General features: G+C 42.9%; 12 protein-coding genes. 8 read left to right on the plus strand and 4 right to left on the minus strand.

Annotation, left to right across the window (positions count from 1 at the left end; genetic code table 11):
- Window positions 1-22 precede the first annotated feature (22 nt).
- Window positions 23-829 carry an exonuclease domain-containing protein gene (locus ACFPIK_RS02755; protein WP_377911979.1) on the minus strand — a complete coding sequence of 269 codons (807 nt, stop codon included), beginning with the start codon at window positions 827-829 and terminating at the stop codon, window positions 23-25.
- Entirely contained in the window at window positions 819-2,186 is a 1,368-nt protein-coding gene (locus ACFPIK_RS02760; protein ID WP_377911981.1) for a UDP-N-acetylmuramate--L-alanine ligase, read from the minus strand. The genes ACFPIK_RS02755 and ACFPIK_RS02760 overlap by 11 nt, the downstream gene beginning before the upstream one ends.
- A 141-nt stretch (window positions 2,187-2,327) precedes the next feature.
- Here ACFPIK_RS02760 and ACFPIK_RS02765 point away from each other — a divergent pair, with 141 nt between their 5' ends.
- From ACFPIK_RS02765 to ACFPIK_RS02775, 3 genes are all read left to right on the plus strand, one after another.
- Window positions 2,328-3,035, plus strand: a complete 708-nt coding sequence (locus ACFPIK_RS02765; protein WP_377911983.1) for a lycopene cyclase domain-containing protein — start codon at window positions 2,328-2,330, stop codon at window positions 3,033-3,035.
- A gap of 79 nt (window positions 3,036-3,114) precedes the next feature.
- Window positions 3,115-4,701: a replicative DNA helicase gene (dnaB, locus tag ACFPIK_RS02770; protein WP_377911985.1), complete on the plus strand. Its 1,587-nt coding sequence runs from the start codon at window positions 3,115-3,117 to the stop codon at window positions 4,699-4,701.
- A gap of 3 nt (window positions 4,702-4,704) precedes the next feature.
- A complete protein-coding gene (locus ACFPIK_RS02775; protein WP_377911987.1) occupies window positions 4,705-5,703 on the plus strand; it encodes a zinc-binding dehydrogenase in 999 nt (332 codons plus the stop codon).
- A gap of 30 nt (window positions 5,704-5,733) precedes the next feature.
- On the opposite strand, the gene ACFPIK_RS02780 is transcribed toward ACFPIK_RS02775, so the two are convergent.
- The gene (locus ACFPIK_RS02780) at window positions 5,734-6,066 is read right to left on the minus strand and encodes a tetratricopeptide repeat protein (protein WP_377911989.1); all 333 of its coding nucleotides are present in this window, start codon (window positions 6,064-6,066) and stop codon (window positions 5,734-5,736) included.
- 74 nt (window positions 6,067-6,140) lie between these two features.
- On the opposite strand from ACFPIK_RS02780, the gene ACFPIK_RS02785 reads away from it, so the two are divergent.
- The 4 genes from ACFPIK_RS02785 to ACFPIK_RS02800 all read left to right on the plus strand — a co-directional run bounded on the left by ACFPIK_RS02785 (window position 6,141) and on the right by ACFPIK_RS02800 (window position 9,851).
- Window positions 6,141-6,878, plus strand: a complete 738-nt coding sequence (locus ACFPIK_RS02785; protein WP_377911991.1) for an electron transfer flavoprotein subunit beta/FixA family protein — start codon at window positions 6,141-6,143, stop codon at window positions 6,876-6,878.
- A gap of 35 nt (window positions 6,879-6,913) precedes the next feature.
- Window positions 6,914-7,882: an electron transfer flavoprotein subunit alpha/FixB family protein gene (locus ACFPIK_RS02790; protein WP_377911993.1), complete on the plus strand. Its 969-nt coding sequence runs from the start codon at window positions 6,914-6,916 to the stop codon at window positions 7,880-7,882.
- A gap of 5 nt (window positions 7,883-7,887) precedes the next feature.
- Entirely contained in the window at window positions 7,888-8,487 is a 600-nt protein-coding gene (locus ACFPIK_RS02795) for a bifunctional nuclease family protein (RefSeq protein WP_377911995.1), read from the plus strand.
- 80 nt (window positions 8,488-8,567) lie between these two features.
- Window positions 8,568-9,851: a NupC/NupG family nucleoside CNT transporter gene (locus ACFPIK_RS02800; RefSeq protein ID WP_377911997.1), complete on the plus strand. Its 1,284-nt coding sequence runs from the start codon at window positions 8,568-8,570 to the stop codon at window positions 9,849-9,851.
- A gap of 72 nt (window positions 9,852-9,923) precedes the next feature.
- On the opposite strand, the gene ACFPIK_RS02805 is transcribed toward ACFPIK_RS02800, so the two are convergent.
- Complete coding sequence (locus ACFPIK_RS02805) at window positions 9,924-11,129, minus strand: acyl-CoA dehydrogenase family protein (protein ID WP_377911999.1); 1,206 nt, start codon at window positions 11,127-11,129, stop codon at window positions 9,924-9,926.
- 116 nt (window positions 11,130-11,245) lie between these two features.
- Here ACFPIK_RS02805 and ACFPIK_RS02810 point away from each other — a divergent pair, with 116 nt between their 5' ends.
- Entirely contained in the window at window positions 11,246-12,220 is a 975-nt protein-coding gene (locus ACFPIK_RS02810) for a tryptophan 2,3-dioxygenase family protein (RefSeq protein WP_377912001.1), read from the plus strand.
- Window positions 12,221-12,275: the final 55 nt, after the last annotated feature.

Raw genomic sequence — 12,275 nt, forward strand, 5'->3', positions numbered from 1 at the left:
AACTCAATCCCCAATAACTTCTTTATCGATTCGTGAGTGCTCTTAGCTTCACTTGAGTCAGTTTTCGCTTGGTATCGAGCGGGAAATCACCTTTCATCATCCACTCGTAGTAGCCTGGTTCTTCCTTGAGTGCCTGCTCAATAGTTTTTCCTTTGTGTTTTCCAAAGTTGAAAATTTCTTGCCCTTGTGAATTGAAGACAAATCGACCCGCGAGATCGACCATTTTTTCATTCACAAGTTCGTGGATTTTTTTCATGTCGTTTTCAAAGACTCCAAGCTTGTTTCCCTGAAGATCTTCTACCTCTTCACCAAGGTATCGCTCGATTTGTGCTCGGAATACATCTACAGTAGCAAGTGTATCAGCTTCTGCGCTGTGTGCGTTTTCGAGTTTCTTACCGCAGTAAAATTTGTAAGCTGCGCTTAGATTGCGCTTTTCCATCAGATGAAAGATCTTTTGCGCATCCAACAGATTGCGTCTGTCGAGATCAAAATCGATCCCTGACCTCAAAAACTCTTCAACCAATAATGGAATATCATATTTCAATACATTGAAACCTGCTAAATCCGACTGTCCGATAAAGTTGAAGACCTCACGTGCTATGTCTTTGAAGCTGGGTTCATTTTTGATGTCTTTATCGTAGATACCGTGAATAAGTGAGGCTTCCAAAGGAATAGGAATACCGGGATTGACTCTTCGGGTATAGATTTGCTGACCACCGTCGGGTGTGAGTTTGACGATCGAAATCTCAACAATTCGGTCAGTGGACACATTCGTACCTGTAGCTTCCAGGTCAAAAAATGCAATGGGGTTTTTAATGTTAAGCTTCATGAGTTTGAAATTTGGCTTTTAACGGTTCGAGATCAAGGTTGTCATAGTTGCCCGAACTCATCAAAAGCAAGTTGGTATGGGAAAAATCCTGTGACAGGAGAAAATCTTTTAAAGCTGCACTTTCTGTAAATAGGATCAAATCTTTTCTTTTAAATCCTTTTCTCAAGGTCTCTTCATCCATCAATTCCAGCTTTTTGAGGGCAACTGCATGCGGATTGAGATAGATGACAGCCACATCGGCCTCATCCATGCTATTCGCATAGTTTGGAAGAAAAGCCTTGTTGAGCGAGGAATAGGTGTGTAATTCCTGAACAGCAATCAGCTTTCGCTCGGGAAACTGATTTTTCACTGCATTGACGGTGGCCTTGAGTTTGGACGGCGCGTGAGCAAAGTCTCTGAACAGGATTCCAGTTTCTCCTTTCGCTAAAATCTCTTGTCTTTTAGCTGCCCCCTTAAATGTCTGAATGGATTGGTAAAATAGTGAAGGTTTTACACCCAGAGATTCACAGATGTAGAGCGCACCTTGGAGATTCTGAAGATTGTGGTCTCCGAAAATTCCGATTTCGACTTCTCCTGTAGAGGTAATTAGGTAGGTTTTTCCTTCTTGGATACGCGCTAAATGTGCCTTGTAAGGAACTTTTTGACCTTGAGTCGAAGATTGTTTAGCAGCACTTTTTACCAATGGATCTACCTCACAGTAGATTAACTTTCCGTCAGCAGGTGTTTTGTCCATCAACTTGGAAAACTGTGCTTTATACTCTTCAAAATCAGGAAAGACATTAAAATGATCCCAAGCGATTCCGCTGACCAAAGCGATGTCGTGATGGTAGTGGAAGAATTTTGGAGTTCGGTCAATGGGAGAAGTCAGGTATTCATCGCCTTCGATGACGATTACAGGTGCATCCGAAAGCCTGACCATCAGTTCAAATCCCTCAATTTGTGCTCCTACCAAGTAATCAAAATCTACTCCCTGATCCTTGAGTACATGGAGAATCATGGAGGTGATGGACGTTTTTCCGTGTGAACCGGCTATGACTATGCGTTTTTTGTTTTGGCTTTGATTGTAAATGAACTCGGGAAACGAAAATACCGGGATGCCCAATTCTTGCGCGCGAACCAGCTCAGGATTGTCTATCCGGGAATGCATACCCAGAATGATTCCATTGAGCTCAGGATTGATTTTTTCAGGGTACCAACCCAATTTTTCAGGTAAAATTCCTGCCTTTTCGAGTCGGGTTCGTGAGGGTTCGTAGATCTCATCATCACTGCCGGTGACTTGATAACCTTTTTGTACCAATGCAAGGGCAAGATTATGCATCACTGCGCCACCAATTGCGATGAAATGATAATTGTTCATAAGGTGAAAAATCTTGGAATTATTAAGCCTTCAAACTTAACCAGAAAATGATACAGAGGAGTCGATATCCTGATTTTTCATTTTTTGGATTTTTTGAGGGTATGATTTTGGCTATTTTCGGCCATTAAATTTTTATTGAAGATGTTACCTGATAAGTTCGCCTATTTGACGATGTCCTTACTCTACCTCCTGGCATGGTGGGTGATTTATTTGAAAAGTCCCTGGAAAAGTGGCATGGTCAAAGTAGGTCTGGTAGGTGGATTAATGGGGATTATCGCTGAAGTTTGGTATTTCCATGATTATTGGAGGCCTCCGATGATTTTGGCTGAAGGCTGGCCGGGTATTGAGGATTTCATTATTGGGTTTGCCATGTTTGGGGTGGGTGGGTATATCCATGCTGCCTTTACCAAAAGGGAAATTGACTATGACCGTCAGACCCCGGCCAAAAACAAGGATCTATTCATTCTTTGGGTGATTGGGTGCCTAAGCCTGACCATTTTCAGCTTGGTATTCAAGATTCATTCGGGATATGTCACCTTTTTGACCTTTATGGGTCTTGCTGTTTACATTTGGATTCAGCGTCCCGATTTGATCAAAATATCCTTGGTCTCTGGATTTGCCACATTGGCGATCGTGATTTTGATTTATTACATCACGTTTGGTGTCCTTTATCCTCACTTTTGGGATACCTATGGAATGTTGAATGATGAGCCTATTTTGGGATACAAAATCATGAGTATACCCGTCTCTGAGATGTTGTGGCATTTTAGTTGGGCGATCCTTTGCTCCATGTTTAGAGGTTTTAGAAATGGGGTTTATTACAAAGAACCTTTGCCTGCCCAGGCCTGAATTTTGCTGATTGTGGTATGTTGATAAGTTTTGGAAAACTTGTTCAAAACTCTTGCATTCCAGCTGATACATTTGTTTTATGACAGAGAATACCAATTCCCCTCGGATCACCCGGAAAAAACCCACTTACGATAATCCAGTTAATCTGCTTGGAAAAATTCCACCACAAGCCGTTGAACTTGAGGAAGCAGTATTAGGTGCTTTGATGCTGGAAAAGGACGCCTTGACTAATGTCATCGACATTCTCAAAGTAGAGAGCTTCTACAAGGAATCCCACAAAGTGATTTTTCAGGCGATTTTAGATCTTTTTTCCGAAAGCCAACCCATCGACCTATTGACTGTCACTACACAGTTGAGAAAAAATGGCGCTTTGGAAATAGCTGGAGGGGCGTTTTATGTCACAGAACTTACTTCCAAAGTAGCTTCGGCTGCCAATATTGAGTACCATGCCCGGATCATCACCGAGCAATCCATCAAGCGGGAATTAATCCGAATCTCTTCAGAAATTCAAAAAGACGCATTTGAGGACACCACTGATGTATTTGAGCTCTTGGACAAAATGGAGCAATCCATGTTTGAAATATCTGAGAAAAATGTTCGGAAAAACTACTCCGACATGCGGTCTATCATGCGGGATGCAATTGCCGAACTTGAAGAGCGGAAAAATCAAAAGGATGGACTTACAGGTGTTCCTTCAGGATTTACAGCTCTGGATCGTGTGACAGCAGGATGGCAAAAATCGGATTTGGTCATCATTGCGGCTCGACCTGCCATGGGTAAGACTGCCTTCGTTTTGTCGGTATTGCGAAATGCCGCCGTGGATCATAGCCGACCCGTGGCGATTTTTTCCCTGGAAATGTCTGCTGTTCAGCTGGTAAACCGACTCATTTCTTCCGAAGCAGAATTGGATTCTGAGAAGATCAAAAAAGGGACTTTGGCTGATCATGAATGGGCTCAGCTAGTCCATAAGACGGCCAAGCTTTCCAAAGCGCCGCTTTTTGTGGATGACACGCCTGCGCTTTCCATCTTGGAACTCCGTGCAAAATGCCGAAAGCTGAAGGCTCAGCATGATATCCAAATGGTAGTAATTGATTACCTGCAGTTGATGTCTGGTGATTCGAAAAGCGGTGGTCAGGGAGGTAACCGTGAACAGGAGATTGCATCCATTTCCCGAGCCTTGAAAAAAATAGCCAAAGAGTTGAGTATTCCCGTCATTGCCCTTTCGCAGCTTTCCCGTGCTGTAGAAACTCGGGGTGGCGATAAGCGACCTCAGCTTTCTGACCTTCGTGAATCTGGAGCAATCGAGCAGGATGCTGACATGGTGATGTTCCTTTATCGTCCCGAATACTATGGCATCACCGAGGATGAGGAGGGAGCATCTACTGCAGGGGTAGGTGAAGTGATTATAGCCAAGCACCGAAATGGTTCTTTGGAGAATGTCAAACTCCGTTTTATCGGGCGATATACCAAGTTTACGGATCTGGATGGGGGAATCAACTACCCGCCAAATCAGGCAGGTGAAGTGGGCTATACTACCAAATTCACATCCAGTGTATCCGGCGTTTCCTCATTCGATAGCGGACAAACTATCAAAATGTCTTCCAAAGCCAACGAAGATGACATTGACAGGGCATTCAACGGAGGAACTGACAAATCCCCATTTTAATCCATGAAAAGCATTGTTTTAAATAATGAATTGGATGCAAAAATCCAGTTCATTGATTCACCGTTGCCAAGTGCAAATCAAGAGGAGGTAGTGGTCAAAATCAAAGCTGCTGCACTCAATCACCGCGATGAGTGGAGCAGAAAAGGTCTTTATCCCAATCTGAAAAACGGAGTGATATTAGGCTCAGATGGGGCTGGTGTGGTAGAAAGTGTTGGTGCTGATCCACACTCTTATTGGATTGGTAAAGAAGTGATTATCAATCCTGCCATCAATTGGGGCACAAGCCAACTCGCTCAATCCAAAGATTTTGAAATCCTAGGAATGCCTAGAAATGGCACTTTGGCCGAGTATGTATCAGTACCCGCCGATCGCCTTCATGAAAAACCGGCACACCTATCTTGGGCGGAAGCGGGAGCTTTACCTTTGGCGGGATTGACTGCCTACCGGGCTTTGGTGTTTCAAGGTCAGGTAAAAGCCGGAGATAAAGTCTTGGTAACAGGTATCGGTGGAGGAGTAGCCCAGTTTGCTGCTCAGTTTGCCTTAGCTTTGGGGGCAGAAGTCTATGTCAGCAGTAGCAGTGACGCCAAATCGGCTAAGGCTTTGGATTTGGGGATTTCTGGGGTTTTCAATTACAAATTGGAAACTTGGACTCAAGAGGCTTTAGAAAAAACAGGAGGTTTTGATCTAATCATTGATGGTGCAGCAGGCGATACGCTGAATAATCTAATTGCTGTAGCAAAGCCAGGTGGAAAAATCGTTTTCTACGGAGCCACAATGGGCAATCCCGGCAAACTTGAGGCTAGGAAGATCTTTTGGAATCAGCTCAAAATCATGGGATCCACGATGGGTTCTGATCAAGATTTTAAAGAAATGCTGGAATTGGTATCGTCCAAAAAAATCCGTCCTGTTATTGATCAGGTGTTTCCGTTGCATGATGCAGTTGAGGCATTTGATAGAATGAAGGCAGGTGCTCAATTTGGTAAAATAGTGTTGACTCCCTGATCAACGGTTTCTCAACCTTGGTTGAAATGATCATTCTTGATCTGTTTCAAATAGAAAGTTTTGATAAGCGTTTCTCAATTCTTTAAGTGCTTTTTCTTCTTGGGTAGCCAAAGCCAAATCAATTCCAGTTTCGAAGATTTTCTTCGCCTTTTCCAGTTCGTTCAGTTCGAAGAAAAAGTGTGCAGAGGGGAAATATACAGGGAGATAATTCGGGAATTTTTCCAATACGTAGTCAAACATTTTGGCTGCTTCGGAAGGATCTTTTTCTCTGATTTCTAAGCCTAAGGCGTAATAGTTAAAGGGGTTTTCAGGTTCTTCCAGAATGTAAGTTCTCAGCAGTTGAATCCTGTCCAAATAGCTCATGAATTGTTTTTTTAATTAGGCTTTGCCTGTTATTTTCACGCGAAATAAATCTAAAATAATCTAACTCTAAACCAATGAAGATTCTTGTTTGTATCACACACGTACCGGATACGACTTCCAAGATTCAATTTACTGCCAACAATACCAAGTTTGACACTGCGGGAGTTCAGTTTATTATCGGTCCCTATGATGACTATGCTTTGGCCCGTGCGGTAGAGCTTCGTGATCAGACGGGAGGTACCTTAACTGCTCTGAATGTAGGTGAGGCTGAGACCGAACCTACGTTAAGAAAAGCCTTGGCTATCGGTGCAGACGATGCTATCCGTGTTAACAGTTTCCCTAAAGATTCTTTTTTTGTGGCAACCCAAATTGCACACTATGCCAAAACAGGAGGGTATGATTTGATTTTAATGGGTAGAGAATCCATCGATTTCAATGGTGGAATGGTTCATGGCATGGTAGGAGAGCTGTTGGGAATGCCCTCTTTTTCTCCAGTCATGAAATTGGATTTGGAAGGTAAAACGGTGAAAATGGCCCGCGAAATCGAAGGCGGTAAGGAGTATTTGGAAGCTCAATTGCCATTGATTGCAGGCTGTCAGGAACCAATTGCTGAATGGAAAATCCCCAATATGAGAGGAATCATGTCGGCAAGAACCAAGCCTTTGACTGTGGTAGAACCGGTTTCGCAAGAAACGCAAGCAGAAGCTACCGGCTATCAACTACCTCCTGCCAAAGGTGCGGTGAAATTGGTAGACAAAGACCAAGTGTCTGATTTGGTAAAGTTGTTGAAAAACGAAGCCAAAGTACTTTAATTCATTTTGTTTAACTTATTTTAATTCAATAGAATATGTCAATTCTAGTATATATAGAGCACGCAGAAGGTAAAGTGAAAAAGACCAGTCTTGAGGCTGTTTCTTTTGCACATGCCTTGTCGGCTAAGACAGGTGAAGGAAATGTAATTGCCGTTGCATTGGGTAGTGTAGAATCATCAGAACTTGCATCTGTTGGTAAAGCTGGAGCTTCCAAAGTACTTCATTCAGCAGATGAGCGATTAAATGCCGGTGTTATTCAAGCTCATGCTTCAGCTGTTGCACAGGCATTTGCCTCAGTTGGGGCTAAAACCTTGGTTTTGGCTAAATCCTCTTTGGGGGATGCGGTAGCTGCCCGATTAGCCATCAAGCTTCATGCGGGTTTGGTTTCCAACGTGGTAGAATTACCAACCCTAGGATCTACTTACGTAGTCAAAAGAAGCATTTACACCGGAAAAGCATTTGCTGAAACCACATTAACCACGGAAAACAAAATCTTGGCTGTGAAAAAAAATGCGGTGGATCTCAAAGAAGATGGAGCTCTTGCTGCGGTAGAGGCATTTTCTGTTTCTATACCCGATTCTGATTTTGCTTCCAAAATTGTTTCATCTGAACGAGCTACCGGTGAAGTATTACTACCGGAGGCAGATATTGTGGTCTCAGGTGGTCGAGGAATGAAGGGCCCTGAAAACTGGGGAATGATTGAAGACTTGGCCAAAACTCTCGGGGCTGCTACCGGTTGTTCAAAGCCTGTGTCAGATATTGGTTGGAGACCTCATCATGAGCATGTTGGCCAAACAGGGGTAAAAGTTGCGCCTAGTTTATACATCGCAGTAGGAATTTCAGGTGCGATTCAACATCTTGCAGGGGTTAATTCCTCAAAATGCATCGTAGTGATCAATAAAGATCCAGAAGCACCTTTTTTCAAAGCCGCGGATTATGGTATTGTTGGAGATGCTTTTGAGGTACTACCTAAACTTACTCAAGCACTTAAAGCAGAACTTTAATTTTTGTGAAAAAGCTGGTCGAACTGGAAATCTTGGGACTTTCGTCCAATCATTCTCAATCAGGATCATTTACCCTGGTCATGGGTGAGGTGGATGGAATAAGGAGATTGCCTATTGTGATCGGAATGTTTGAGGCACAGGCTATTGCCATTGAAATCGAAAAAATAATTCCCAACCGGCCTATGACACATGATTTGTTTAAGTCGTTTGCCGAGAGTTTTCAATTTGAAATAGACCGAATAGTCATTTCAGATATGAAAGAAGGGGTGTTTTATGCGAAGATTCATTGTAAAAACAGCCTTACCGAAGTTGAAATTGACAGTAGGCCTTCTGATGCGATTGCGATCGCAGTCCGTTTTGGAGCAGCTATTTTCTGTGCTGAAAAGGTAATGGCAGAGGCAGGGCTGGAGTTTTCTGAAGACGAAAAGAAGGAGGATACCAAGCCTTCTTCCAAACCAGCAGTTGCAAAGCAGTCATCTGCCAAAGAAAGTTCGCTAAAAGATTATAGCCTGGACAAGCTAAATCAGCTTTTGGAAAAGGCGATTAACAATGAAGACTATGAAAAGGCAGCCCGAATCCGGGATGAGATCAATAAAAGAAACTAATAACCAAGCCCTGAATTTCTTCAGGGCTTTTTTCTTGCCTAAGATTGGCCTATTTTTAGCCCTCGTTTCAATCAACTTGCATGGAGTATCTAAGAGGAGCCCTAGGTTTGGCCGTCATTGTATTGGTGGCTTTTATTTTTTCATCCAATCGTAAAAAAATTGACTGGAGATTAGTCATCATTGGCATTTCGCTTCAATTGGTATTTGGATTTTTAATTACCAAGGTTGAGTTTGTAAAAGATGGCTTTCAGCTGCTTTCGGAAGGATTTGTCAAGTTTTTGAGCTTTAGTGAAGCGGGTGCCAGATTTATTTTCGGTGATCTGGCAGGTGATAGCTTCGGATTTATTTTTGCCTTTAAAGTTTTACCCACCATCATTTTCTTTTCCACGGTATCCTCCGGTCTGTATTACCTAGGCATCTTGCAAAAGATTGTCTATGGGATTGCTTGGGTGATGGCCCGTACGATGAGACTTTCAGGTCCAGAGTCTCTTTCCGCAGCTGGAAATATATTCTTGGGACAGACCGAAGCGCCACTTTTGGTTCGCCCATTTATCCCTCAGATGAGTAAATCTGAGCTAATGTGCCTCATGACAGGAGGAATGGCTACCATCGCAGGAGGTGTGTTGGCTGGCTATGTCGCATTTTTGGGCGGAGATAGTCTAGAGGAACAGAGTAAATTCGCGGCCTATCTTTTGGGAGCATCCATAATGAATGCCCCTGCAGCAATTGTACTTTCCAAAATTTTCATACCTGAAACCGAGAAAGAAATCGTTCAAGACAAACTGGAAGTCAATAAAGAAGCGATGGGCGTGAACCTCATTGATGCCATGTCTATTGGTGCTGCAGAAGGTCTAAAATTATCTCTTAATGTTGGAGGGATGTTACTTGCATTTATCGCGGTCATTGCTGCCGTAAATTATGGACTCAGTGGCCTGATTGGAGAGGTAACCGGACTTAATGCCTGGGTAGATAGCTCTACCAGTGGCCAGTTTAAAGGGTTTTCTTTAGAATATATTTTTGGTCAGATCTTTCGTGTTTTTGCGTGGGTGATCGGGGTCGAATGGGTTGACACGCTTCAAGTCGGCAGTCTTTTGGGCCAAAAAACGGTCATCAACGAATTTGTAGCTTATTTAAGTTTGGCTGATATGAAAGAAGCCGCCTCAATAAGCGGAAAATCTGTGGTTATAGCCACTTATGCACTTTGCGGTTTCTCCAATTTCAGTTCGATTGCTATCCAACTTGGAGGCATATCGATTATTGCACCCAATCAGCAGGGAAATCTCAGTAGGCTTGGGCTTAAGTCATTGATGGCGGCATCATTGGCTTGTTTGATGACAGCGACTATAGCCGGGATGCTGTTTTGATCAGACATCTCAAAACAAGGAATTCTTATTTTACCCTAAAATAAAATCCCGGCCATCGGCCGAGATTTTTTGTTATTTGAAAGCTGGAATTCCTGTTATCTCATTTCCTAAGATTAGGAGGTGGATATCATGTGTACCCTCGTAGGTGATGACGGATTCAAGGTTCATCATGTGTCTCATGATTGGATATTCGCCGGTAATTCCCATTCCTCCGTGGATTTGACGGGCTTCACGGGCGATATTTAGCGCCATTTCCACATTATTGCGCTTGGCCATGGAGATATGGACTGTTTTCGCTTTTCCTTCATTCATCATTTTTCCCACTTTCCAAGCCAAAAGCTGCGCCTTAGTGATTTCGGTAAGCATTTCAGAAAGTTTCTTTTGAGTTAGCTGAAAAGCGCCAATGGGTTTTCCAAACTGGATTCGCTCGGCAGCATAGCGTCTTGCAGATTCATAGCAATCCATTGCAGCCCCGATCGCACCCCAAGCAATTCCAAACCTCGCAGAATCCAAACACATCATTGGGGCACCAAGCCCTGATTTGCCAGGAAGGAGGTTTTCCTTTGGCACTTTGACATTATCAAATACCAACTCACCGGTGCAAGAGGCACGAAGTGACCATTTATTGTGAGTTTCAGGGGTGGAAAAACCTTCCATGCCACGCTCTACAATCAACCCGTGAATTCTGCCTTCTTCATTTTTTGCCCAAACGACTGCAATATCTGCTTTTGGAGAATTGGAAATCCACATCTTGGCACCATTGAGCAGGTAGTGATCACCCATATCTTTGAAATTGGTGACCATACCACTTGGGTTGGAGCCATGATCAGGTTCGGTCAAGCCAAAGCAACCTAGCAATTCGCCGGAGGCCAGTTTGGGAAGGTACTTTTTCCGCTGCTCTTCTGTACCAAACTTGTAGATGGGATACATCACCAATGAACCTTGCACGGAAGCTGTTGATCTCATTCCGGAATCACCCCGCTCAATTTCTTGCATAATCAAGCCGTAGGAAATGTAATCCAATCCACCACAGCCGTATTCAACCGGAAGCTGTGGGCCAAAAGCACCTACTTCTCCAAACTTCTTGACTATTTCGTAGGGAAAATATGCCTTTTGAGCCCAATCCTCGATGTAGGGAGAGATTTCTTTTTTTACAAAATCCCTGATTGAAGATCTTATCAAAATCTGCTCCTCTGTGAGCAAGTCGTCAATGTCTAGAAAATCCACCCCTTCAAAAAGATCCTGTTTTAGGGATTTCTGGATCGCTGCCACCTCCATAGAATATTTGGTTTATAATTGGGAATAAGTCAATTTTGTCGGCATCATGGCCGCTCTTTGGTTTCGAAATTAAGGAGAAAGGCGCTGAAAAAACTACCTTTTTGACTAAAAATCCCATGTACGAAACCCAATTTGACCCAAAAATTTTAGAGAAAATCCATCAGCTTCAAGAAAAATTCAAAGCATCAGGTCAGGATATGCTATCCTACCTCGAGGGATTGCTATATGCAGACTATTTGACCTATTGGGAATATATCAATCTGGATACGCTTTTGTCGCTTCAGCAACCCAAAACGAGCTTCAAGGATGAAAAGATTTTTATCATTTATCATCAGATTACTGAGCTGTATTTCAAATTGATCATCTCCGAGATGGAGCAAATTGCAGATCAAAATCCAATTACCGAGAAATTTTTTCAAGCCCGGCTAGAGCGAATTCTAATGTATTTTGATCATCTGATTAGTTCCTTTGCCATGATGTGGAAAGGAATGGAGAAAGAACAATTTCTCAAATTTCGGATGTCCTTGTTGCCATCTTCAGGTTTTCAAAGTGCCCAATTCAGGGAAATAGAATTAATGGCTACGGATGCTTTTCACCTGATCACCTTGAGCAAAAGAACTGAATTTGATTACCATAGCCCTTCCGACGACTTATTTGACCATCTGTATTGGCAGCAGGGAGCGATTGAGTTGGCTACGGGTCAAAAAACACTTACACTGAAAAACTTTGAGGCCAAGTATGGTAAGAAACTCATTGAGTTGATAGATGATTACCGCCGAAAAAACTTATGGCAAAAGTACATGGAACTTGAAAATCCTTCCAAAGAAATGACCGAGCTAATGCGTCAATTTGATCTCAAAGCCAATGTTTTTTGGCCGTTGGCGCATTACAAATCTGCTGTCCGATACCTGCAAAGAGACCCGGTAGACATTGCTGCTACAGGCGGAACCAACTGGCAGAAATACCTGCCTCCAAGATTCCAGAAAGTGATCTTTTTCCCTGAACTCTGGACTGAGAAAGAAAAAGAGGAATGGGGTAAAGGTTGGGTAGTGAAGGAGATTTTCGGAGAAGAGATTCAAAAAGGAGAATAGGATCTTGCGAGAAGATCCGATGTTTCAGAATGTAGCTTTCTTTTTGAGAAAAATA

The sequence above is a fragment of the Algoriphagus aquatilis genome (genome assembly GCF_042657405.1).
GTDB lineage: Bacteria > Bacteroidota > Bacteroidia > Cytophagales > Cyclobacteriaceae > Algoriphagus > Algoriphagus aquatilis.